The 23,629-nt window shown below is 55.7% G+C and carries 16 protein-coding genes and 3 tRNA genes; 15 read left to right on the top strand and 4 right to left on the bottom strand.

The window, feature by feature from the left end:
* The first annotated feature begins 43 nt into the window (after positions 1-43).
* From AC5S26_RS00880 to AC5S26_RS00845, 8 genes are all read left to right on the top strand, one after another.
* Complete coding sequence (locus AC5S26_RS00880; RefSeq protein WP_494182956.1) at positions 44-1,318, top strand: nickel pincer cofactor-dependent isomerase, group 22; 1,275 nt, start codon at positions 44-46, stop codon at positions 1,316-1,318.
* Between the two features lie 169 nt (positions 1,319-1,487).
* Entirely contained in the window at positions 1,488-2,498 is a 1,011-nt protein-coding gene (locus AC5S26_RS00875; protein ID WP_494182955.1) for a LacI family DNA-binding transcriptional regulator, read from the top strand.
* Positions 2,499-2,694: 196 nt separating this feature from the next.
* The gene (locus tag AC5S26_RS00870; RefSeq protein ID WP_494182954.1) at positions 2,695-5,970 is read left to right on the top strand and encodes an outer membrane beta-barrel protein; all 3,276 of its coding nucleotides are present in this window, start codon (positions 2,695-2,697) and stop codon (positions 5,968-5,970) included.
* 84 nt (positions 5,971-6,054) lie between these two features.
* Positions 6,055-8,235: a DUF2961 domain-containing protein gene (locus tag AC5S26_RS00865; RefSeq protein ID WP_494182953.1), complete on the top strand. Its 2,181-nt coding sequence runs from the start codon at positions 6,055-6,057 to the stop codon at positions 8,233-8,235.
* A 265-nt stretch (positions 8,236-8,500) separates the two neighbouring features.
* Complete coding sequence (locus tag AC5S26_RS00860; RefSeq protein ID WP_494182952.1) at positions 8,501-9,262, top strand: SDR family NAD(P)-dependent oxidoreductase; 762 nt, start codon at positions 8,501-8,503, stop codon at positions 9,260-9,262.
* A gap of 82 nt (positions 9,263-9,344) precedes the next feature.
* Positions 9,345-10,634, top strand: a complete 1,290-nt coding sequence (locus AC5S26_RS00855) for an MFS transporter (RefSeq protein WP_494182951.1) — start codon at positions 9,345-9,347, stop codon at positions 10,632-10,634.
* Between the two features lie 82 nt (positions 10,635-10,716).
* Positions 10,717-11,865, top strand: a complete 1,149-nt coding sequence (locus AC5S26_RS00850) for a glycoside hydrolase family 172 protein (protein ID WP_494182950.1) — start codon at positions 10,717-10,719, stop codon at positions 11,863-11,865.
* Positions 11,866-12,191: 326 nt separating this feature from the next.
* Positions 12,192-13,259, top strand: a complete 1,068-nt coding sequence (locus AC5S26_RS00845; protein ID WP_494182949.1) for an energy transducer TonB — start codon at positions 12,192-12,194, stop codon at positions 13,257-13,259.
* A 781-nt stretch (positions 13,260-14,040) separates the two neighbouring features.
* Here AC5S26_RS00845 and AC5S26_RS00840 read toward each other — a convergent pair.
* Together AC5S26_RS00840 and AC5S26_RS00835 are read right to left on the bottom strand one after the other, a co-directional pair.
* A tRNA-Pro gene (locus tag AC5S26_RS00840) sits at positions 14,041-14,117 on the bottom strand.
* 42 nt (positions 14,118-14,159) lie between these two features.
* Positions 14,160-14,699, bottom strand: a complete 540-nt coding sequence (locus AC5S26_RS00835; RefSeq protein WP_494182948.1) for a DUF4112 domain-containing protein — start codon at positions 14,697-14,699, stop codon at positions 14,160-14,162.
* 69 nt (positions 14,700-14,768) lie between these two features.
* Between AC5S26_RS00835 and AC5S26_RS00830 the strand changes: the two genes are divergently transcribed.
* The 6 genes from AC5S26_RS00830 (at position 14,769) to AC5S26_RS00805 (ending at position 18,976) form a co-directional block, all read left to right on the top strand.
* Positions 14,769-14,843, top strand: a tRNA-His gene (locus tag AC5S26_RS00830).
* 107 nt (positions 14,844-14,950) lie between these two features.
* Complete coding sequence (locus AC5S26_RS00825; RefSeq protein WP_494182947.1) at positions 14,951-15,706, top strand: DUF72 domain-containing protein; 756 nt, start codon at positions 14,951-14,953, stop codon at positions 15,704-15,706.
* Positions 15,706-16,749, top strand: coding sequence for a YheT family hydrolase (locus tag AC5S26_RS00820; RefSeq protein ID WP_494182946.1), 1,044 nt, complete (start codon positions 15,706-15,708; stop codon positions 16,747-16,749). Before AC5S26_RS00825 ends, AC5S26_RS00820 begins: the two co-directional genes overlap by 1 nt.
* 29 nt (positions 16,750-16,778) lie before the next feature.
* Positions 16,779-17,414: a hypothetical protein gene (locus AC5S26_RS00815; protein ID WP_494182945.1), complete on the top strand. Its 636-nt coding sequence runs from the start codon at positions 16,779-16,781 to the stop codon at positions 17,412-17,414.
* 175 nt (positions 17,415-17,589) lie between these two features.
* Entirely contained in the window at positions 17,590-18,744 is a 1,155-nt protein-coding gene (locus AC5S26_RS00810) for a lactonase family protein (protein ID WP_494182944.1), read from the top strand.
* A 155-nt stretch (positions 18,745-18,899) separates the two neighbouring features.
* Positions 18,900-18,976 (top strand) — tRNA-Arg (locus tag AC5S26_RS00805).
* A 764-nt stretch (positions 18,977-19,740) separates the two neighbouring features.
* On the opposite strand, the gene AC5S26_RS00800 is transcribed toward AC5S26_RS00805, so the two are convergent.
* Together AC5S26_RS00800 and AC5S26_RS00795 are read right to left on the bottom strand one after the other, a co-directional pair.
* A complete protein-coding gene (locus tag AC5S26_RS00800) occupies positions 19,741-20,127 on the bottom strand; it encodes a hypothetical protein (protein ID WP_494182943.1) in 387 nt (128 codons plus the stop codon).
* A gap of 371 nt (positions 20,128-20,498) precedes the next feature.
* Positions 20,499-21,737: an MFS transporter gene (locus tag AC5S26_RS00795; protein ID WP_494182942.1), complete on the bottom strand. Its 1,239-nt coding sequence runs from the start codon at positions 21,735-21,737 to the stop codon at positions 20,499-20,501.
* Between the two features lie 409 nt (positions 21,738-22,146).
* Between AC5S26_RS00795 and AC5S26_RS00790 the strand changes: the two genes are divergently transcribed.
* Positions 22,147-23,325, top strand: coding sequence for an acyl-CoA dehydrogenase (locus AC5S26_RS00790; protein WP_494182941.1), 1,179 nt, complete (start codon positions 22,147-22,149; stop codon positions 23,323-23,325).
* Positions 23,326-23,629: the final 304 nt, after the last annotated feature.

The following is a 23,629-nucleotide window of genomic DNA, read 5'->3' as shown; positions in this document are numbered from 1 at the left end:
TGCACTGCCACCTTGAAAGCTGATTCGCAGTATTATTACCGCCATGATTGACAGTCTTCCGAGGATGTTTGAATTAAGGCAGAACTACCCGTCTTCATCGCGTCTGGAATTTAACTCTCTTCTAAGAGAGCAGTTCACCAAGGCCGGCATTCTTTCGAAAATTACCCCAGGAATGCGGATTGCCGTGGGAGTAGGGAGCCGCGGGATTACAAATCTTGCGGAGATCACGAAACCTGTGCTCGCCCTTTTGAAAGAAGCGGGGGCGGAGCCATTCATCATCCCCGCGATGGGAAGCCATGGTGGAGGAACTCCAGAGGGCCAGCAGGCGGTCCTTGCGGAATATGGCATCACGCCCGCTGCAATGGGTGTTCCCTTCGAGGCGGGAATGGAGGTCCGTGAAATCGGCAAGACTCCGGATGGCCTGCCCGTGGTCTTCAGCGCAGCTGCGTTGCAGTCCGATGGAATTGTCGTGATCAATCGTGTGAAGCCTCATACGGATTTTTACGGGGCCCTTGGAAGTGGTCTGCAGAAGATGCTGACCATAGGTTTCGGCAAACATGTGGGGGCTGCGAATGCTCATAGTGCTGCGAGCCGGTTCGGGCACGAGACAGTCATACGCGAGACAGCCAAGGTCATTCTGGATTTGGTGCCGGTTCTATGTGGCGTGGCCATTCTGGAAGATCAGCATCATCAAACGGCGGATATATGTGTGGTCAAAGCCTCGGACATCGTCAAACAGGAAGACCAGCTGCTGGAGAGAGCACGGTCACTGATGCCGGTGTTGCCGTTCGACGAAATCGATCTGCTGATTGTGGATCAAATAGGAAAAGAGATCAGCGGCACGGGCATGGACACCAATGTGATCGGTCGAGGCGTCTTCGGCTATATCTCATCTCTTCAACCAGCGAATTCAACCAGACCGCACATTGGCCGCATCTTCGTTCGCGGCCTTACGACTGCTACCAATGGCAATGGCATAGGGATTGGCCTGGCCGACTTTACGACCACTCGCGCGGTGAAGTCCCTTAATCTGCAGTATGTCTATACAAATGCTCTTACCTCGCTCGGGCTGCCCACCGCAAAGATTCCCATGTATTTTGAAACGGATTGTGAGGTGCTTGAGAAAGCAATCCACTCCCTTGGGCCTCTTTCTCTGGAGAAACTGCGCATGGTTCGAATTACAGACACGCTGAGCCTCGACCGAATTCTCGTCTCGGAGTCGTTCGCGGAAGTGGCGCAGCGCAGGCCAGATCTCACAATCGCAGGGTCCCCCCAGAAGATCGAGTTCGATAACATGGGCAACCTCCTGCCGTTTTGATCGGCATACCGCTACCATCGGCGCAACGGTGAACTGTGTGAATTCCAGGATCGCAGGTGGCGACGCTGCCCGGCTCCTGTGCTGCCCCAAAGCTTTCTATGGAATGTTCCGTAGATCCGATATTATTTGGGGCAAGATTATCTTTTTAAACGTTTAGGAAAAGTGCGGAATGAAGAAGAAATCCCCCACAATGCGAGATGTCGCTCGTTTAGCCGAGGTCTCCATTGCCACGGTTTCCGCGGTCGTGAACGAGACCTCCGTTGTTAGTCCAAAGCGCGCGGAACGGGTCAAAAAGGCGATGGAAGCCCTTGATTACCATGCCGATCAGATAGCGCGAAGCCTGAAAACAGGACGAACCCAGACCGTAGGGATCATTCTGCCGGATGTCACGAATCCGTTTTATCCGGAGGTCATCATTGGCGCCGAAGAAGTGGCCCGCGCAAGCCAGTATTCGGTTATTTTGTGCAATACGAATGAGGATCCGGCGCAGGAACAACAGCAGCTCAACACGCTGTTCAGCCATCGCGTCGATGGCGTCTTGATCGCCTGCTCTGATCCTGCCATCTCGTTTGACAGGCTGATGCGCCGCCGTTTTCCGATCGTATGCTTCGACCGGATTCCCTTTGGCTTTCGCGGTGACACCGTATCCACGGATAACTTCCAGGGCGCCTACGAGGCGACAAGCTTCCTCATCCAACTTGGCCATAAGCGGATTGCGATGCTGGCCGGCCGGACTGAGCTTTCAACCCATCTCGCTCGCCTGGAAGGTCACCGCAAAGCCATGCTCGCAGCTCGTCTGCCCGTACTGGATGAGCAGTTCTTTACAGGGGGGATGCAGGCGGGGGCAGGCTATGACTTTGGACGCCATCTCTTCGATCTGCCCGATCCCCCGACCGCGGTGTTCTGCACCAATAACAAGCTGCTTCTCGGCTTTGTGACGGCAATGCGCGAGGCCGGCGTCCCCTGCCCGAAGGCCATCAGTGTCGTCGGATACGACGATTTCGCATGGACGGAAAACTTCTACCCCCGCCTCACCGTGGTGGCGCAACCGGCGCGCGAGTTGGGCCGGCAAGCGATGAAGCTGCTTCTCGAGAGAATCCAGGGCAGCATGGATGCGCCTCCCTGCAACATCACACTCAAGCCGGAACTTCGAATCAGAGAATCTGCAGCTTCGCTCTGAAGCCAATTGCATCCTCCTGCTGGAGTCTGAGAATTTCTTTAATTTCGAAACGTTTCATTTTTATTGACACAGAAGAATTCGTTCTTGTAGATTGGCCAGCTGTCAGTGAACCGCATGGCCTTTCTAAGCCCTAATATGCTTCCGGAGGACGTGTGGAGGTGGAAAAACAAAACGATTAGTTTTTAGAAGGTGATCTATGCGCTATTGCTCTCGAGGCACAACCGCAGCAATCTTTTTCTTTCTCTTCTTTCACATGCCCGTCCTCTCCCACGCCCAGGCAACCGCAGTCGATCAGATCTCGGGAACTGTGTTGGACTCCACGGGTGCGGCAATTCCGGGCGCCCAAATCAAGGCGCTTCAGACGGATACGGGATTCACACGGTCGGCGGTAAGCGGTTCAGACGGAGGATATATCCTTAGCAGCCTTCCGATCGGCCCATACGAGATCGAGGTGAGCTCCCCCGGCTTCAAGACCTACAAGCAGACAGGCGTAGTCCTTCAGGTCAACACCAATCCCTCGCTGAACCTGGTGTTGGAGGCCGGTCTCGTAACGCAACAGATTGAAGTTCAGGCTAACGTCCAGATGGCGGAGACGCAGACAACGGGCATCTCCCAGGTGATCGACCAAAGGCGCGTCGTCGACCTTCCACTCAATGGCCGACAAGCGACGCAGCTCGTGCTTCTGTCCGGTGCCGCCGTTACGGCTCCCCCAAGCGATCTGGCCAGCACGAAAAACTATCCCTCTTCGACAACGATTGCTATCGCCGGCGGACAGGCAAATGGCACCTATTACCTGCTGGATGGAGGCGATCACAATGATGCCTTCGGCTCCATCAATCTTCCTCTTCCGTTTCCCGATCTACTGCACGAGTTCAGTGTTCAAACCAACGCCATACCGGCCAGCTATGGTGGCAGGGCAGGCGGTGTGGTCAATATCGTGACGAACTCTGGCTCCAATGCATTTCATGGCAGTGTCTTCGAGTTTCTAAGGAATGGCGCCGTGAATGCGAAGAACTACTTTGCGAGCACCGTGGATCAGCTGAAACGCAATCAGTTTGGCGGCACGATCGGTGGTCCAATCCTGCGGGACAAGCTCTTCTTCTTCGGCGGCTATCAGGGAACCATCACGCACACGGCGCCACCAACGTCTACCTCGTTTGTGCCGACCGCGCAGATCCTTCAGGGTGATTTCAGCACGCTGACCTCTTCGGCGTGCGGAGCACCGCAGAATTTACGTGATCCACTCACCGGACAGCCTTTTCCCAGTAAGCAGATTCCTGTATCGCGATTCAGCCCGCAGGCGCTGAACGTTTTGAAACTGATTCCAACCAGTACAGATCCTTGCGGCAAGCTGCTCTACAGCATCCCAAATAACTCAAGCGAGAATCAGTATCTCGGAAGAGTAGACGCGACGTTGTCTCAGCGGCATTCGATCTTCGGGCGCTACTACTACGCCGGCTACTCCAACCCTGGGGTCTATGACAACAATTTGTTGCTTACGACCCGTACGGGAGTAGTCGACAGCGTTCAATCTTTGACGCTGGGCGATTCGTACATCCTGAGTGCGACGGCGATCAATGCAGTTCACTTCACCTGGACACGGGAGCGGATCGATCGCGGCCCAGCTCCCAATCTTCCTTCCGCCACCGATTTTGGACTCAATGTCGCGCCGTCTGCCGGCAACTCTCCGCAGATCAGCATAAGCAGCTACTTCAGCAGCTCCTGCGGAACCTGCTCGCTCGCGCAGATCTACTCCGGGAGCAAGCAGATCGCAGACGATGTCAATCTGACGATGGGCCGTCATCAGCTAGCCATCGGAGGCGAGTGGATCGGGCGTTACGTTGACTACAAAACGACGACGCAGGAAAACATCGCATACAACTTCAACGGGCAAATTACTGGGAATGCCCTGGCAGACTTCATGCTTGGCGCGCCGAACTCGGTGATTCAGGGAAATCCAACCCTGCTGAACTACGATCAGAATTATTTCGCGCTTTACGCCTCTGACAAGATCCGTTTCGGACCCAGATTGAGCGTCAATGCAGGCCTGCGATGGGAGCCTTATCTTCCGGAGATCGAAACACAAAAGCGTGCAACGCACTTTGATATGGCTGCGTTTGTTGCTGGCAGCAAAAGTCAGGTCTACGATAACGCTCCCGCCGGCCTTACCTTTCCCGGCGACCCAGGATTTCCTCGCGCTGGCACCAATGGCCGATGGGCAAATCTTGGTCCTCGCGTTGGCCTGGTATGGGATGTGGATGGAAACGCGGGAACAGTCGTACGCGCCGGTTATGGCGTGCTCTACGATCTTCCGGCGATGCAGTACTTCGATCGTTTCGGTTTTGGCCCCCCGTGGGCAAGCGCGCTTACCTTGAATAATCCAGGCGGCGGCTTCGCGAATCCATATCGTGACTATTCTGGAGGCAATCCATTTCCGCTTCCATCGCCCCCGCCTAAAAATGCTTTGTTTGTTTCGGCAGGGCAGTACATCAATCTTCCTCTCCACCTGAAGCCGACTTACTTTCAGCAGTGGAACCTGAGCATCCAGCAGCAGTTTGGCCCCAACTGGCTCTTCTCATTGAACTACATTGGGAATAAGGGGACGCACCTGTGGCTCAGCTATCAACTGGACCCTGGCGTCTACGTTCCGGGACAGTGTGGAAGCTCTGCATGCTCGACCGTGGCAAACACAAACAGCCGCCGCGTTCTCACACGAATGAACCCGCAGGCAGGATCGGCCTTCAGTTCTATTATTCAGGCGGACGACGGTGCTACTTCGTCCTACAACGGCATGCTCGCAACCTTGAATCGCCGCTTGCAGCACAACGTCAGCTTGCTTCTTAATTACACATGGTCACGCTGCATCAACCAGGGCGATATTACCTCTGAATTAACGAATACCTACCAGAATCCCTACAATCGCGCAGGCGATCTCGGCAATTGCAATACGGACGTGCGGCAGATCTTGAATGCGTCTCTGGTGGCGGGAACCCCACACAATACGCGAAACATCGGATGGCGTCTTCTCTCGGATTGGGAGTTGTCCACCATCTTCAGCGCTCGCTCAGGTCTCTGGTTCAGTCCAGTCACAGGCACGGATGCATCCCTGACCGGTGTGGGTGCGGACAGACCCAACCAGATCGGAGATCCACAGAATGTCCATTCCACTCTGAATAAGTGGTTCAATACCGGCGCCTACAGTATTAACGCACCCGGGACCTACGGAAACGCAGGCCGCAGTTCACTTCAGGGGCCGGGGCGTTACAGCGTCGACCTCGCTCTCTTTCGCAACTTCCCCTTTGAATTCGCGCAGAAGTCTCAGTACATCGGATTCCGCATCGAGGCTTTCAACGCGACGAATCATCCAACCTTCGCCAATCCCAATGCGACATTCACATCTGCGAATTTCGGAAGAATCCTTACGGCGAACGATCCACGAATCATGCAGGTGGCATTGAAATATGTCTTTTGAAAAATATTTTTGAGCTCGCAGATGTATTTTTCTTCGACACAAGGGAATGAGAAACCAAAGATGAAAACTTCGTGGAGTTTGCTGATGCCGGATCGGTCCTTGGGCTCGGTCATTCGTTGGTCGTCGCTATGCATTGCAATATTTTCTGCCGGGCTAGCCGGAGTAGCCCAGAATCCGCCTCCAATCCCCATAGGCCTGGATGCTTATCGGTCCTGGGATCGATGGCCGGAACAACGGATTGGAATGCGCACCTATATGCGCAGCACCTATGAGCGGCGCGGTGCAAATGAAGGAGCTGATGCCTCCCACTTTCTTTACCAGGAATCGGACAACTTTAACGTGACGCTTGACCTTGAAGGCCCCGGCCTTCTCGTTTTCAGCCGCTATAACCACTGGCATGGAAGCCCATGGCATTACATCGTCGATGGTAAGGACCACGTGATCCAGGAGAGCAGCACAGCAGATCCGCTGCATCCTGCGCCTGATTCCACCTTCATACCCAGCGCTCCATTTCCTTCGCCCTTGAATGAAACATGGGCAACAACCAAAGGCGCCGATCTTATCTGGACCCCCATTCCCTTTGAGCGCAGTTTCCGCATGGCCTATACAAGAACCCGCTATGGAACCGGGTATTACATCTATAACCGATTTGTTCCCGGGATCCCTCTTTCCCATCCGCTGAAGAGCTGGGATGAGAGCATGGTGCCCGATCGGGATGTGCTCGATCTTTTGTCGCGAGCCGGAAGTGATATCGCGCCCGATGCCGGTGCAAAAAAAGCTGAAGGAAAGATGGACATTCCCGCAAGCGGCGGGGTCACGGTGACGAATCTGAAAGGGAAGGCCGCACTTCGCGCCCTAAAGTTTTCGATCCCGCGCGACCAGGCAGATGCTTTCACAAACGTTCATCTGCGTATTACATGGGATGGAAGGAGCCAGCCTTCCGTGGATGCCCCGATTGCTCTCTTTTATGGCGCGGGTACACTCTACAACCGCGATAATCGTGAGTTCCTGGTGAAAGCTTTGCCGGTCAATATACGGTTTGCCGACGACAGGATCTATTTCGCATGCTACTTTCCAATGCCGTTCTTCAAGTCGGCTCAAGTTGAGCTCGTCGGAGGCGGCGAGCCAGTGAAGGATGTCCGGTGGGACCTCCGTTCTATGCCGCTGACCGAACCAGCAAGCCAGCTCACTTACTTCCACGCCACTTACAAGGATTTCCCGCAGCCGGTGCGAGGGGAAGATCTCGACCTGCTTGATACTCGCAAGGCAGAAGGGAACGAGGTTTGGTCCGGGAATTTTGTCGGGACGTCGTTCATCTTTTCGCACAACGCCGAGCTTCGCACACTTGAGGGCGACCCTCGCTTCTTCTTCGACGACAGTCTAACGCCTCAGGCTCAGGGCACGGGAACAGAAGAGTGGGGTGGCGGCGGTGACTACTGGGGAGGATTGAACATGACCCTCGCTCTCGCGGGACACCCGGTTGGAGCGAAGAACCTTAGGAGTGCTGTCAACGAGAAAGATAAGATCGAGTCTGCATATCGCTTTCTGCTCGCCGATCTGATGCCGTTTGGAAAAAACGCGGTGATTCGTCTTGAGCATGGCGGCACAAACGAATACGCAGAACACTACGAGACGATTGCATACTGGTACGGAGCACCTTCCTCCACGCTGGAGGAAACAGACCAGCTGCAGATCGGCGATGCCGCAGCCGAGAAGTCGCACGGATACTCCTCGCCAGAAGCCTCCGAACCCTATACCCTGACCTCTCGTTACGAATGGGGTGTCGATACGCTGGACGGCAAAGAGATCTATCCCGCAACGACGGATCGTGGACGCACAACCAAGGGAACCTCCGAGTTCAAACTCCGCCTGCGCGCCGACAATCTTGGCGTCCTTCTTCGCCGTAAGCTGGACTACTCCTTCGCCGATCAGCGTGCTGAGGTCTTCATCGCAGATGAAAAGAAGTCCGACTGGAAACCTGCTGGAGTATGGTATCTGGCGGGATCCAATACAGTCGTCTATTCCAATCCGCGTGAAGAGCTGGGCGCCACGGCGCACATCGTAGAGACCTCCAACCGGCGTTTTCGTGATGACGAATTTCTCATGCCTCGCGAACTCACGCAGGGTCGAAAGTCCATCTGGGTCAGGGTGAAGTTCACGCCTGTGGATAGACCGCTCTTTCCTGGATATCCTCTCGGCGATCGAGCCTGGAGCGAAATGAAATACACGGCCTACTGTTTTGTGACACCCAAGCCAAAGAAATGAATACCTGGAGAAGCAAAAAGCCTCTTGCGCAACTCCCATGATTAGAAGTTGAGGTCAGGAGATTCTGGTGAAACTTTACCGAACCACAGAAGGAGTTTTCGTCGAAGAGGCAGGAAGCACGGAGACATCATTCGAATCGAGATTGCAGGGATCGGGGTGTTGGAAAATGTAGTCGATCCGTAAGAAATACGAGAAGCCTAAGTTGTTAACGAGCTAAAAGTACCAATTATTCAATTGCTTTAATACTGGAGTTTGAGAGTCTTCCATGCGAACTTTTTCATCGGATCATGTCACCTTAGTTACGGGAGCAGGCACAGGGATTGGTGCTGCTGTAGCCAAAACCCTCGCCGAACGGGGGTCATACGTCGCTGTGCACTACCGTGCGAGCGAAGCTGAAGCCAATAAGGTCGTCGAACAAATTGTCGGACTTGGCGGTCGAGCCTTTGCTGTCCAGGCCGATCTCGCTAGAGCGGATGCAGCACAGAGCCTGATCGACTCGGTACTCAGCCGCACGAATCACATTGATGTTCTGGTGAACAATGCCGGGTCGATGCTCAGCAGGCGCAAACTTCTCGAGATTACAGACGACTTCTGGAATGAGGTGATGGAGACAAACCTGGGAAGCGTTCTCCGAATCAGTCGCGCTATCGCTCCTTCCATGATCGAACGCCGCTCTGGGGCAATCATCAATGTTGCTTCCGTGGCTGCTCGCAATGGAGGAAGTGTGGGAATCATTCCCTACGCATCCGCGAAGGCTGCCGTGCTGTGCATGACCAAAGGGCTGGCAAAAGAGCTTATCCAGTATGGAATCCGAGTCAACGCCGTCAATCCGGGAGTCATCGATACCCCGTTTCACGAACGGTTTACGTCGCCGGAACAGATGAAGACTCTGGTCGCAAACATTCCGCAGGGACGAGCCGGAAGGCCGAGCGAGATTGCTTCGGTGATTGCCTTCCTCGCCAGCGAAGATGCTTCTCATGTCATCGGCGAAACGATCGAAGTAAACGGCGGCATATGGATGGATTAGTCGCCAATCTCTAACGCTCCACTAAGATCGCTCCCGGGAAACATCATTTCTCAGGTGCGATGCTGAACTCTTCGCAGGCATTATGATTCGAATTCGTAATCTTCGATGGTGGATTGCAGGTTTTCTTGCTTGCGCGACAGCGTTGAGTTATCTCGACCGGCAGAGTTTTCCCGTGGCCGTGACGGAGATACAGAAGAGCATTCCGCTCTCCGACCAACAGTACTCCGAACTGCAGATGCTGTTTCTCTTCACCTATGCGGTGATGTATGCCGGGGGAGGAAAAGCGGCGGACTGGCTGGGAACCCGTCTCGGCTATTCCGTGATGATTCTTTGGTGGTCCATCGCAACCATCCTCAGCGGCCTGGTAGGTACAGTATTCGGTTTGGGAGTGGCTCGCTTTCTCCTCGGATTGGGAGAAGGCGGTGGCTTTCCCTGTTCGGCGAAGGCCATCTCGGAGTGGTTTCGACCCGAGGAGCGGTCGCTTGCATTCGGAATTTTTAACACCGGCTCAAGTATCGGTGCTGTCATCGCGCCTCCCCTCATCGCACTCATTGCTGTCACCCTAGATTGGCGATGGGTTTTCTTTCTTACGGGAGCCTTGGGGATCGCATGGGCAGCGGCGTGGTGGTGGTTCTACGATCTGCCGAGCCAACATCGATTCATCACTGTAGAGGAGAAGAAGTACCTGGAAGGAACTGACCTGGTCGCCGGGAATAGCCGAAACACGGCAACGCAGAGGATGTCGTGGATTAAGCTCTTCCACTTTCCGCAGGTCTGGGCCCTGATCTCAGCTAAGTTTCTTACCGACTCGACATGGTTCTTCTTTATCTTTTGGCTGCCTAAATATCTTGCGGACGTGCGACACCTCAACATCAAGCAGATCGGATACTACGCTTGGATTCCCTATGTCTTCGCAGGCATAGGAAGCTCCATCGGCGGTTTCTTGAGCAGCTATTTAATCCGCCGTCACGTTAAGATTGGCATCTCCCGTAAGGCTTGCCTCTGCCTGAGTGCGGCGATCATGCCTGTCTCCCTCCTGATCACCAGGGCGCCGCTGCCATGGGCGATTGCCTTCTTCAGCATGGCGCTGTTCGGACACCAGTTCTGGTCGACCATCCTTCAGACCCTGCCGACCGACCTCTTTCCATCCTGGGTCATAGGTTCAGTGGCGGGCCTGATGGGAGCCGTAGGCTCAGTCGGAGCCATGCTCTTTAATCTCGTAGTCGGCCATATCCTGACTCGATATCACACCTATTCCCCAACGTTCCTCATAGCCGGGCTTGTCTATCCATTCGCATTGCTTCTTATCTTCCTGCTCATCCCAAAAGTAGAGCCGATAATCAGCCCACAGCTTGACCCTTATTCCGTTTGATCTTTAAAGTGGGCAACCTGCTGTACTGTCCATATCATTTTGGCGAGCAATATTAGAGATGAATATCGGAGGTCGTTGTTCCATGAAGTCAGTCAAGATGCTTGCGCTATCCGTCGTTCTCGCGTCCTGCTTTACGAGAGGTCAGGGCATTGAGGGATTTCCTGATCCCACCGTGCAGCAGACCTACACGATGCATCGGTCTTCAAGCCGGGAAGCCACTGGAGCCAACGCGGATTACCGTACCGTTACGCCTGGCCAGACGCTGACGCTTCTTGATGTTGATGGCCCGGGAAGGATCTCGCATATATGGTTCACCTTGAACTCACCGGAGAGCTACCATCTCAAGCGCATCGTCCTGCGAATGTACTGGGACGGAGAGAGCACGCCCAGCGTAGAGACCCCCATCGGCGACTTCTTCGGTCTGGGTACGGGAGACTATTATCTCTGGTCTTCGCCTGTTCTATCGGTTGGAAACGATCGCTCCCTCAACAGCTATTTTCAAATGCCGTATGCAAAACATGCGCGCATTACCGTGACGAACGAAGGAAAGCAGCCGCTCAGCAATCTGTACTGGAATATCGATTATCGGCAGGATACGAAGCCGCTTCCCCCTGGAACTTTATATTTCCACGCGCAGTACCGGCAGGCGCAGCCGAATCATGGCTGGACCTCGGACTGGTACAGCAATGGTGATCCTCAGGTGAACTACCGCCGTAATTTAGATGGTAAGGACAACTACATCTGGCTTGAGGCGAAAGGCCATGGCCAGTTCATCGGCGTAACCATGTCGGTACTGCAGAATCAGGATGGATGGTGGGGCGAGGGGAATGACAGGTTTGAAGTGGACGAAGGCGCGGTTCCCACCATCGTCGGCACCGGATCGGAAGACTACTTCCTCGGTGCGTGGGATTTCGGATCTTCCCAGACCTTCCCGCTGCATGGCTCGCCGGTAGTGGGACATGAACTTGCCGGATCGCGGTCCAGTGTCTATCGTTTCCATCTCGATTCGCCCATCCCGTTTACAAAGTCCATGAAGGCAAGTATTGAGCACGGTCATGCCAATGCACGCTCGGATAACTTCTACTCCGTTGCGTACTGGTATCAATCGGAGCCTCATATGCCGTTCTCTCCTCTTCCGGAGATGAGTGAACGCATTCCCGCACTCCAGGCTGTGGGCGGACCTGGAAATGCAAAGCAGCCTCAGCAGCCGGATAACCCTCAGCCACGCTAAGCGCAGTCGGGGTTCGCTCAAGAGCTCTGCCGATGGGAATTGGAGCAGCAACGCGGAATTTGTTTTTGATGTCACGGGTCGTCAGCTTGCGCCTTGCAGCCGCGGCTTCTGCACCGGTTCTCATCCCGCAGCGCCCGCGTTTTGCGGGAACTCGGGAAGTTCGAGGGCGGTGCGGACGTCAGAATTGCGAAGTTTCCCGAAACCCCGTCCAAGAAGTTCGCATTCGTTCAGGCAGACGGTGTTGATCCCCTACGTTTAGCACCGCTCCTAAAGTAAGATTTGTTCCACCTAGATCTCTGTTGATCACTGAAACGTAGAGGTTCATCTTGAGGCGTACCCATCAGTTACTAGCACTCTTGTTGCTCTATCCCTTGCAGGGTGTAGCGCAAAGTAACGCTCCATCTGCAGACCAATCGGTTCCGGTTGCAACGGATCCTCCCACGGCAAAGTCGCCCGAAGAAGTGGACAGCCTGCTAGGGGCAGCGTATCGCACAAACATGCTGTCATCGTCTTCCGGCCCTTACCATTTCGTGGCGTCATTTCAGACCTTCAATCCTGACGGGATCTCGGAAGGAGACGGCACAATCGAGCGTTGGGTCTCTTCTGATGGCCACTCAAAGACCATCACCCGTTTTGGTGGACATACGATGACGGTCTTCAAGGACCAAGGCAAAAGCCTTTACACCGATGACGGGTACGTCGGGTCCATCATGTCCTATTACGCAGGAGTGTTTCTCGACTACCCAGCTATGCCATGGTTCGGCAGAAACCTGAAAAATCTACAGGTCAGTTCAATTCCCCTCCCGGGGGAGTTGCTGGATTGCGGCTCAGTTCAGGATTGGATTGAGCCACCAGGATACCCCGCGATGCCGATGGATAGATTTTGTATTTCACGTGCCACGGGAAACCTGGCTCTGCGGCAAATGGAACGCTTCAGCATACGGTACCAGGACTACGCTCCCTTTCTCAAACAGTCGATTGCTCGAAGGATTACTGCCTCCAAAGGCACACATGTTCGTTGCCGAATTAAGATTGACCAACTCGATGAAGTGATTCTTGATGAGGCGGAGATGACCGCGCCCTCTAATGCGTCACACACTTCTCCGGCGCCTAATATCTGGGCCACCAAACCCAGCGAGACAACACCCAAGGCAACCGGTGAAATTCCCGTACCAAACAACCTCAAGACGTCGCACGCTAAGGGTTTGGTGGAGATTTTCGTCCTTATCTCCCGCACGGGATCAGTCATCGACGTGGAGCCCTTCTTCTCGTCCTCACCCGACCTGGATGATATGGCTACGCAAATGGTAAAGGCCCGGAGCTACAAACCCATCCTGCGAGATGGTCAACCTCTCCAAGTGATTACACTCGTCCGTTTACCGCTACGATTCTGATCAATTCTTCACAGAGACGCCGCTGTGCCCCTCAGAAAGAGCGTGAATAAATTTCGAAGATTTTGAAGCGCAAAAAATCAATTCCTCAAAACCCCGTTTTCTGGGAGGATCTCAACGTCATGAAGCTGCTTATCGTATGCGTTTGGGGTTTTTACACTTGCAGGGATTAGACCCGCAGCCAATACATACTCCAGCCTCACGACGCTGCTGAGTTTTCGCATAGGCAGATGAGGTGTTTTTAGTGAACAGCTTCCAATGGTCAAAGCTTCTGCGAGGCGCAACATCTTGTTTGGTTGCGCTGGATACCGTGAGGAGCTTTAGAGATGAGACGGTTGCATCACGTATCTTTGCTGGAAGAAGGGGCGCTCCCTGCTCGTCAGTCAGCCCCATTCTGTTCACCTCGATCTCGCGAAGATACGCTGCCAGTTCTTTGTCGCTTGCCTTACGGGCCAACAGATCACAAATCGAACCGATATAGCCGTCGCACTCATCTGCCGCTTCAGGGGTATCACTTACGCCTATCGGGTCTCATTGGGACATGAGGATGTGCGGAACGGCATTTCGTACGCGTGACAGCTCATCTTCGCTCACACCAATCATTCTCTCAATGTGGATCAGGTCCCGCAAAGTCAGATTTTCGGCAAGTTCGGGCAAACTTCAGCCAATGGCGAGGCAAAACAAGACTCGCGACCAAAGCTCAGAAAAAAACAGCCACCCGCTACAGTATTCGCTACAGAGCATTTTCGAGGGGATGCGCGAACGCGCTAAGTGAATGAATCAATGGTCGGGGCGGAGGGATTCGAACCCCCGACCCTCTGCTCCCAAAGCAGATGCGCTACCAGACTGCGCTACGCCCCGACTGTCTCTTAGTTTATCGTATCGTTGCTTCAAAAGCCGCGATCAAAACCATTTTGGAAAATGAACCTCGACCCCGAACAGGCTGTGCATCAGCCCATTTGCCATCCAGGCCAGCAACAGCATCGGCAACAGCATCAGGCCCATCAAGCCTGTACACAGCGCGATGAGAAAGATCCAGCTCTGGATCGTATGTTTCCGCGGTTGATAAAGACTTCCCGTCAGCAGAGCATAGTTACGGCGATTGGCCCGCCATGCAATATCGAAAGCATCTCCAAAGAAAGGAATCGTGCCGACAAGAACCTCGATCACTACATTTGCCGCCATCCGGGTAAGAATCACATAGGGAACGCCGCGAATCCAGGCTGCCACGATGATGATGCACGATGCTATGCCGCCCAGAATATCGCCGATGCCCGGAATTAGGCCCACGATGCCGTCCAGTCCAAAACGAATCGAAGTTCCCGGAATCTTGATGAAGTCGTCCAGCACATGCGACAGGATGTCGAGATTTTCGTCGTCGAAGACGCCACCGCCCTTGCGTGTGCGCGGAGAAAGAATCTCGGGCTGGGAGGGAGGCTGCATGGAAGCTCTTCCCGCCGGAGAAGAATTCCCCGGCGTCTGCATCTGAATGCTACAATTGAAAGCGGTACGGCGGCTATAGTTCAGTGGCAGAACGCCGCTCTGTGGCAGCGGATGTCGTGGGTTCGAAACCCACTAGCCGCCCCAAATCTTCCCCTTGAATCTGGGTGGTTTTGAGGGTATCACCGTATCGCATCTTCCTATACGCCGTGGCCCGACCTCCACAAGCCCCGCCGCCCTCGAGTGAAACCGCCATGGCTGCGGCTGCCGCGCGCATCTTTGCCGGAACCTCCGGTTGGGCCTATCCCACTTGGAAGCCTGCGTTTTATCCGGATCGCACTCCTGCGAAACGCTTTCTTGAGTTCTATTCCAGGCAGCTCAGCTCCGTAGAGGTCAACTACACCTTTCGCGCCTTTCCTACTGTTGCCACACTCGAAGGCTGGCTGGCCTCTACGCCTGACTTTTTCCGCTTCAGCTTCAAGGCTCCCCAACGAATCACCCACATCAAGCGCCTCGCGAACTGCGAGTCTGATGTCGCCTACTTCGTCTCCGTCCTGGAAGTCGTACGGCAGGCGGGCAAGCTCGGTCTTCTCCTCTTCCAGCTTCCCCCAAACCTCAAGGCCGATCCCGAACGACTCAGCAGCTTCCTCGCTGCCCCAGCCCTCAACGGCCCTGGAGCTCCCTCCATCGCCTTTGAGTTTCGTCACGAATCCTGGTTCACCGACGAAATCTACGCGATTCTCCGCTCTCATAACGCAGCGCTCTGCATCGCCGAAAGCGACGATCTCGCGACTCCCGAAGTCCATACCGCGTCGGCATTCACCAGCTTCCGCCTTCGCCGGACCGGCGCCTACACCCCCGAAGAGCTCGCAGCCTTCGTCGAACGCTTCGCCGCGCTCTCGGCCGATCGCGATGTTTACATCTACTTCAAGCATGAGGACGAGCCCACCGGTGCTCTGAATGCAGTTGCCTTCCTCGAAGGCATCGCCTCCCGAAAGGCTCGGCTCTAGTGGCGACGGCGATCGAATCCGTCGCACAGCACGTCGCGCACGCAGCCGAGTTCTCCCCGCGCCGCTTCCTGGCGAACGGCCACCTGCAAACCATCGTCGGAAACTTCCTGCGCCGTGTCGACTCTCTGCCTCCCGCTGAGTCAGTCCTCGTCGAAGTTGCTCCAGCACTCGACAACCAGATTGCCAGTCGAGTCCGCTGCGATTGTCACTGGCAGCCCGTTGAGGTTCGTGCCTCGCGGCCTACCGCCATCATCGTGCACGGCCTTGAAGGCTCTTCCAACTCGCAATACGTTATCGGCAATGCGAACAAACTGTGGCGGGTGGGCGCAAACATCATCCGGATGAACATGCGCAACTGTGGGGGGACCGAGGCGCTCAGCTCGACGCTCTACCATTCAGGGCTCTCCGGCGATGTGGGCGCCGTCATGCGGCACTTCACCCATCTCTACGGCTTGAGCTCGATCTCCCTCATCGGCTACTCCATGGGAGGCAATCTCGTCCTCAAGCTCGCAGGCGATCTTGGCAGCTCGGCTCCGCGCACGCTGCGTTCGGTCATAGGCATCTCCCCCGCCATCGACCTCGGCCCCTCCGCCGATTCACTCCACGAACCACAAAACCGCATCTACGAGATGAAGTTTCTTCGCGCCCTTCTCGCACGCTACCGTCGCAAGGTCGCGCTCTTTCCCCGCGCCTACGACCCCGCCAGGGCCGACAATATCCGCTCCATCCGCGCCTTCGACGAGCGCATCACAGCCTTCTACTCCGGCTTCACCGGCGCCGACGACTACTACTACCGCGCCGCCAGCGCGCGTGTGCTCGATCGCATCGCCGTGCCTGCACTCCTCCTCAACTCCGCCGACGATCCCTTCATTCGTCTACTGCCCGACACACGAGAGAAGATCGCCGCAAATCTCAACATCACTTTTGTGGAAAGTTCGCACGGTGGCCACTGCGCCTTCCTCGCCTCCCCAGATCCATCCACCCGCTATGACGGTTATTGGGCCGAGCACACGCTGATGCGTTTTCTGCTGGAACATGCCTGATCTGCTCCGTACTGCCCTAAGATAGAAAGATGCTCTCTGAGTGGTCCGTCGAATGCGGCGTCGACGATCCGGTCCTCGTAGTTCCCTGGACCGATCCTGACGATCCTTCGCGTCATTTCATCGACCTTCGTGAGAATCCATACGATCTCGACTGGCTCGAAGAAGCAGCACAGCATCCTCCGCTTCTGCACGCCCTGCGCGCTCTCAACGCAAACCGATCCCCCGTCTTCACCGCCAAATGCGATGTCTGGCGCCTCGCGGCCGGCGAGCTTGAACCCCTGCGCCACGAGTTAGATCTCATCCCCGAAGACGCACCCGTGGGGATTGCCAGCTACATCGATCTCCTCTGGCGCGAGCGCTCCGTCTTCGTCTCCTTCCATCAGCACGAGCAGCTTTTGCACCGCATCACCCGCCTCGCCACTCCGCTCGAACACCCTTACGCAGCCCTCGAGTGCACATTACGTCCCGCTCTCATCGACCTCGCCGGTCCCCAGGAAGGTTTCACCGTTAGCCTCTACCTCAAGGGGCTTGGTCATGATGAGCAGGCCGCCGACGAGCACTGGGGAGCCGCGCTCGCCGATGTCTCCGCTCTTCTGCGCGGACGCGCCTTCGGCGCAGGCTCGCCCGGTTATCTCACCGGTCAGAATCGTTCCAACTCCCTTTGATCCTCCTCCGCGTTAGGCGAGGCGCTCTCGGGTCATTGCTCTTGTTGATCTTCTTTTGACAATTGAGTTTGTTACTTTCTCCAACCTGCACCACTCCCAAGGATGCGCGTTTCGATCGCTGTCGAAGTGTTAGGCCGACAGCAGAGAACTCGCCAATCTCCCCAAGGAGCACAATATGCATCGCCTCACTCGTCCTCTGTTCTTCTCCATGGCAGCCCTGGGAATCAGTGCGTTCTCCCTCGCTGCACAATCGGCTGACCTCTCCGCGCTCTCGCGGCAGGGCAATGGCCGCGGAGCCGTCTTCGTCATGACCAACGACGCGAAGAAGAACGAAGTCATCGCCTTCGATCGCGCGGCCAACGGCTATCTCACAGAGGCGGGCCACTACGACACAGAAGGACGCGGCAGCGGCGGCGTCACCGATCCTCTTGAGTCTCAGGGCTCTCTCACCCTCAGCCAGGACCACTCCATTCTCTTTGTCGCGAATGCAGGCAGCGGAAATATCTCCCTGTTCAGCGTTCGCCGTTCGAATCTTTTGTTCCTTGGCAAGGTCGCGTCCGGCGGCAGCCAGCCTGTGGCGACAGCCCAATTCCAGAACCTCGTCTATGTTCTCAACTCCGGTGGCGCAGGCAGCGTTGTAGGGTTTCACCTCGAGTTCGGCGGACAGATGCGTCCACTTAAAAACGCCACCTCTTTCCTTACCGGAAACACCACCGCAGGAGCTTCTCTGGCATTTAGCCCGGATGGCCAGTTCCTTCTCGTCACCGAGAGGCTTGCCAATACCATCGATGTCTTCCGGGTTAAGCCGGATGGCACCCTCGCACCGATCGTCGTCAATCCAAATCCTGCCCCCGGAACCTTCTCTGTCGCCTTTGCTCCAAATGGCAAAGCGATCGTCTCGGAGACGGGCGCCCCCGACGCATCCAATGGCTCTGCGATCTCCTCGTACACCGTCGGACAGAACGGCAAACTCACCGCCGTGAGCCAAAGTGTTGCCGCCCTCGCCGCGGGAAATTGCTGGAATGCCATTACGCCTGACGGAAAATATGTCTACACCTCAAACTCCGGCAGCGACTCCATCTCAGGATTTGCAATCGCAAAAGATGGCACGCTCACACCCGTTGGATCGACGATCGTAGGCAACAATCCCTCGGGAAGCCACAACGTCGATATCACGGTCAGCGCCGATGGCCAGTACGTCTACACCATCAACTCCGACTCCGGAAACATCGGCATGTTTCGCATCGAGCAGAACGGCAGCCTCACCAATCTAGGACAGGCCGGCGAGCTCGCAAAGATGACCGGTTTCAACGGAATAGCCGCACTCTAAAACTTCATCCCGACAGACGCCCATCCATCTGCTGCGAATCTTCGCCGCGCATGGATGGGCGCGTTTTCTTCATCAAGGAGCATGCAAGAGGTTTGCCCGCGCCGTTTACAATAAGGATGAAGCGGATTTCTCCTTAAGACAGGCTTCACGCGTGCGGGCGAGTAGCTCAATCGGATAGAGCACGAGCCTTCTAAGCTCGGGGTTGCAGGTTCGATCCCTGCCTCGCTCACCATACCTCACGCGCTGAAGAACTTACGAGAAACTTACAGTGGTTTCCTCCGCATTCTGACCGAAACTGGCGCGCCGATACCTCGAAACATCTCGCCGAACAAGAGCCAAAAATACTCGAAAAGAAACCTTACGACGTCAGGGATACGGGGAGTAAGATGTCGCCGGTAGCGAGCAAGCGGGCCAAAAGCGGTTTTGCTTTCTCACCTCATTCTGCAGACACTCCCCAAGACTGAGGTCTACCTGCCCGATGCGCGCCGCGCAAGTCTGGAGTGGACCATGTTTCCATGCGAAGAACTTCGCATTCTCGGTCATCGTCTTCTCGAAGTTTCGCGGGGGCAGAATGTTCCGGCTAAATTCAATATCGACGAAAGAGAACTGAGTCGCGTTCAGAACCGAATTACGGAACACAGACTCAACTGTCCGATATGCGCCGAGTTCAATAAGCGGCAAGAGCTGCTCCAGCAGAGGAATGAGAACTGATTTTTCTTGTGTGATGAAGTGCCCATCGCAAGGGGAGTCTTCTAAGCTCGGGGTTGCAGGTTCGATCCCTGCCTCGCCTACCACACACCTTTCCAGGATCATTCCTATCATCCACCCAGCCTCACGAGATCGACGAGACACTGAAGCTTGCGAGAGATAACCCTTACGCTTTAGAGCAGTTTCGAGGAGGGGGATAGGACTTACCCCCCTCTGTATGTTGGATCGGCAAAATCGTTTACAACCAGGCCACTGTAAGCGTCTGGCCGCTGATTAATCGCACATCCCTCATTTAATTGGATCTGTTACGCGAACAGTTCCCCCGGTAATGGGCCCCCCGATCTCCGTCCCGGTGCATGAGGTTGCACCATTAAGACTCAGGAAGGAGCTGACGTAGTAATCTCCTGCGGCAGGAGGGACCCAAACAAACCCAATGGTATTCATCGGGTACGAACCTATAAATGCACCCTGTGTATTCGGGGTTGGAGACGCATAAAAGCTCATGACGGCTCTATTGGCGTCAGAACCCGAGCATCCGACACCACTGCCCACGAGAGCCATACTTTGACCTGTAACCAGGAACGTACTTCCCTGTGGAGAGGTCGTCACAAAACCATTCTGTGTAAGAGCCTGCCCGAAGGATGTTGGCACATAGCAGAAAGCAATCGCTAGCATGCATAGCGAAATTTTCCTAATGACGGAGAGAATCACGGTCGAACTCCTTTGATTGAAATTGCTTCGATTGGGAAATCAGTTCGCAACACAAAATCAGAAGGGCAATCGGCCTAAAATCCAGTTAAATCTATGTATATCAATAGTTATGAAGGATGGATGAGTCTGGCAAAGACTATACCAGATAGACATTTCTCCGTGTCAACGGAAGAAGGAAAGTAATTTGAGATCTGACCTAAATACGAAATTTCTCAAATCACCTTGCTTGGCGCATGACTCTTTCATACCGTCTGCAACATGGCAGGCGGAGTCCTTCGCAAAATACCAATGAGGCTCTGAATGGGACAACGAATCGGGATCAGCCTGCAAGACCCTCAGGCCTCCAACAGCTCATCTTCCCGCGTCGGATGGCAGTGATCCTCATCCGGCGAACGCCGCCCCAACGCATGGCGCAGCGCCGCCAGCCCGATCAGGCCTACTGCCAGTCCGCAGACACCGTTCCAGTGCCAGTAGGCCCACGCCTTCGTCGCAAGTGCCGAACCGGCTGCGGCACCTGTGAAGTACATCGTCATATACACCGTGTTCAGGCGGCTACGAGCGGAAGGCACCAGGCCGAAGATTCGTGTCTGGTTGGCCACCTGGCACATCTGCGCCCCCACATCCAGCACGATCACGCCAAACGCCAGCGCGATCATGTGCACGATCGTCGAGACGTGCGCCAGCTCCTGTGCCCACAACACGACATACGAGAAAGCCAGCAGTGCCATTCCTACTGCAATTACCCACCGCGACCCGTGTCTGTCCGCAAGCCTTCCGGCGAAAGGAGCGACCAAAGCTCCCGCGGCTCCCACCAGCCCAAAGGTGCCCGCGACTCCCGCACCCAGGTGATAATGGCTCTCCAGAAGAAAAACCAGCGTCGTCCAGAAGCAGCTGAAGGACGCAAACACCAGAGCCCCCACCTCACCCGATTCTCGAAGCAGCGGCTGCGTGCGATACAACGTCCACAGCGAGCGCATAGCCTCGCCGTAACCAAGCTCCTGCTTCGCCGGAAGCTTCGGCATCACCCGCCACAGCAGCGGAACGAAAGCGGCATTCACCACAGCGGCCACCACGAACACCGAGCGCCAGCCGGCGAGATGGCTCACCCATCCGGCAAAGGTTCGCGCCAGTAGAATTCCCAGCAGCAGCCCGGTCATCACCGTTCCAATCGCGCGTCCGCGCTGCTCATGGCTCACAAGGTCCGGCGCAATCGGAAGAACGACATGCGTCACAGAGGCCAGAATCCCGATCGCAATCGATCCCACCAGCAGCCACGCCAGCGTTGGAGCTGCCGCCACCACCACCAGCCCTACCGCTACCGCCGCGTACATCTTCATCATCAGGCTGCGCCGTTCCAGCACATCTCCCATCGGAACAAAGCACAGCAGACCTATCGCATAGCCAACCTGGGTCGCTACGGCGACAAACCCCATCGTCCCAGCCCCGGTTCCGTAGGTGCGGCCCATCTCCTCCAGCAGCGGCTGGTTGTAGTACATGGTCGAGACCCCAACCGCGCAGGCCACCCCCAGGAAGGGAAGCGGAGTTCGCGGCGTCGGGTTCAGTTTCTTCGTCATCTCAAAAAGACCTGAATAACCAGTCTAAAACTTTTCGACCGACCACTGCCGAACTCGGTCGAATACCGCCTATAGGCGGCCGGATCCAGAACCTGTTCAACAACTCAAAAACCTCGTCATCTAACTCAAAAATAACGTCATCTCCGCCTCACACCACGTCATCTCGACCGGAGGCGCGCAGCTTCATCGCCCGTCGGAGTGGAGAGATCCCTGTATTCGCATTTGTTCCTGCTGTTGCCTGTCTTCTCTCATTTCGAATCCATAGGCTTTCAGGAAGTTTTTAGACAGATTCTTTGAGCCTGAACAGGCATTCGCGCAAAGCGCGAACCCTCGGCCCTTCACCACCGGTTCACACGATTTCCCCGTTCCCACGGAAATGTTTAAACTTCTACTCTTCGAGGTGTCTCTCATGGCTCAGTCCCAAGCCGCCGTCGTCCCCTCCACTCATCCGGCGGCACTCACTCAACTCGGCCAGGACGAGCGCCTCTTTCGCGACACCGTCCGAAAGTTCTCCGCCGCAGAGATCGCTCCTCTCGTCCGCTCCATGGACGAGTCCCAGCAGATGGAAGCGAAACTCCTGCGCCAGCTCTTCCAGCTCGGCCTCATGGGCATCGAGATCCCCGAGCAGTATGGAGGCTCCGCCGGCACCTTCTTCGAAGCCATCCTCGCCGTCGAGGAGATCTCCGCCGTCGATCCCGCCGTCGGCGTCCTCGTCGATGTGCAGAACACGCTCTGCATCAACGCTCTTGTCCGCTGGGCCACCGAAGACCAGAAGCAGCGTTACCTTACCCGTCTCGCCACCGACACCATCGGAGCCTATGCTCTCAGCGAGGCATCCTCCGGCTCCGACGCCTTCGCGCTCGAAACCCGCGCCGCACGCCAGGGCGACAACTACGTGCTCAACGGGCAGAAGCTTTGGATCACCAATGCGAAGGAAGCAGGCCTGTTCATCGTCTTCGCCACCATCGACCGCGCCGCTGGCTACAAAGGCATCACTGCCTTCCTCGTCGAAAAGGACACGCCCGGCTTCACCCTCGGCAAAAAAGAAGACAAGCTAGGCATCCGGGCCTCCAGCACCTGCGAGCTCGTCTTCAGAGACTGTGTGATTCCCGCCTCGCAGGTTCTCGGCGAGCCCGGCAAGGGCTACAAGATCGCCATCGAAACTCTCAACGAAGGGCGCATCGGCATTGGAGGCCAGATGCTCGGTCTAGCCCAGGGAGCATGGCAGCATGCCGCCCGCTGGGCCAAAGAACGCAAGCAGTTCGGCAAGCCCATCGTCGAGTTTCAGGCCATGCAGTTTCAACTGGCCGAGATGGCCACCGACATCGAGGCCGCGCGCCTGCTCGTCTATAACGCCGCCCGCCTGAAGGATGCCGGCCACGAGTTCCTGAAGGAGGCAGCCATGGCCAAGTACTTCGCCTCCCAGGTCGCCGAACGTGTGGCCTCGCTCGCGGTCGAAGTCTACGGCGGCTCCGGCTTCGTCAAGGACTATCCGGTTGAAAAGCTCTACCGCGACGCCAAGATCGGCAAAATCTACGAAGGAACCTCCTTCATGCAGCTAGCGACCATCGCCAAACTGACCCTGTAACTCCAAGAGTTTGCAGACACCCAGCTCCAGGTACAACCCAAAAAAGCGCGTCCTCTCGACCGAAGGTGTGTACAAACCCAAACACCACGTCATCTCGACCGGAGACGCGCGGCTTTATCGCGCGTCGGAGTGGAGAGATCCCTGTATTTAGCTTTTGCTCTTGCCGTTGTCTGTTTTCGCAGAATCAAAGAAGTCGCCAAGCCAAAAAACATGTCAAGCCCCGAAATCGCTCAAGTACCACAAACCAAAAGACATATACCTGCCGATTTACCCTGCTCGATCCACTATCCTTAAATCAGCGGAA

Source organism: Edaphobacter sp. FHG110511_03, assembly GCF_059115365.1.
The sequence above is the reverse complement of the archived record's forward strand: the minus strand, read 5'-3'. Positions and strand labels throughout refer to the sequence as shown.

Excerpts from the sequence above, each read along its gene's own strand:
- AC5S26_RS00860 (WP_494182952.1), top strand. The coding sequence starts at position 8,501 with ATGCGAACTTTTTCATCGGATCATGTCACCTTAGTTACGGGAGCAGGC.
- AC5S26_RS00835 (WP_494182948.1), bottom strand. The coding sequence starts at position 14,699 with ATGCAGCCTCCCTCCCAGCCCGAGATTCTTTCTCCGCGCACACGCAAG.
- AC5S26_RS00850 (WP_494182950.1), top strand. The coding sequence starts at position 10,717 with ATGAAGTCAGTCAAGATGCTTGCGCTATCCGTCGTTCTCGCGTCCTGC.
- AC5S26_RS00870 (WP_494182954.1), top strand. The coding sequence starts at position 2,695 with ATGCGCTATTGCTCTCGAGGCACAACCGCAGCAATCTTTTTCTTTCTC.
- AC5S26_RS00790 (WP_494182941.1), top strand. The coding sequence starts at position 22,147 with ATGGCTCAGTCCCAAGCCGCCGTCGTCCCCTCCACTCATCCGGCGGCA.
- AC5S26_RS00800 (WP_494182943.1), bottom strand. The coding sequence starts at position 20,127 with ATGCTAGCGATTGCTTTCTGCTATGTGCCAACATCCTTCGGGCAGGCT.
- AC5S26_RS00875 (WP_494182955.1), top strand. The coding sequence starts at position 1,488 with ATGAAGAAGAAATCCCCCACAATGCGAGATGTCGCTCGTTTAGCCGAG.
- AC5S26_RS00810 (WP_494182944.1), top strand. The coding sequence starts at position 17,590 with ATGCATCGCCTCACTCGTCCTCTGTTCTTCTCCATGGCAGCCCTGGGA.
- AC5S26_RS00825 (WP_494182947.1), top strand. The coding sequence starts at position 14,951 with ATGGCTGCGGCTGCCGCGCGCATCTTTGCCGGAACCTCCGGTTGGGCC.
- AC5S26_RS00880 (WP_494182956.1), top strand. The coding sequence starts at position 44 with ATGATTGACAGTCTTCCGAGGATGTTTGAATTAAGGCAGAACTACCCG.
- AC5S26_RS00855 (WP_494182951.1), top strand. The coding sequence starts at position 9,345 with ATGATTCGAATTCGTAATCTTCGATGGTGGATTGCAGGTTTTCTTGCT.
- AC5S26_RS00795 (WP_494182942.1), bottom strand. The coding sequence starts at position 21,737 with ATGACGAAGAAACTGAACCCGACGCCGCGAACTCCGCTTCCCTTCCTG.
- AC5S26_RS00865 (WP_494182953.1), top strand. The coding sequence starts at position 6,055 with ATGCCGGATCGGTCCTTGGGCTCGGTCATTCGTTGGTCGTCGCTATGC.
- AC5S26_RS00815 (WP_494182945.1), top strand. The coding sequence starts at position 16,779 with ATGCTCTCTGAGTGGTCCGTCGAATGCGGCGTCGACGATCCGGTCCTC.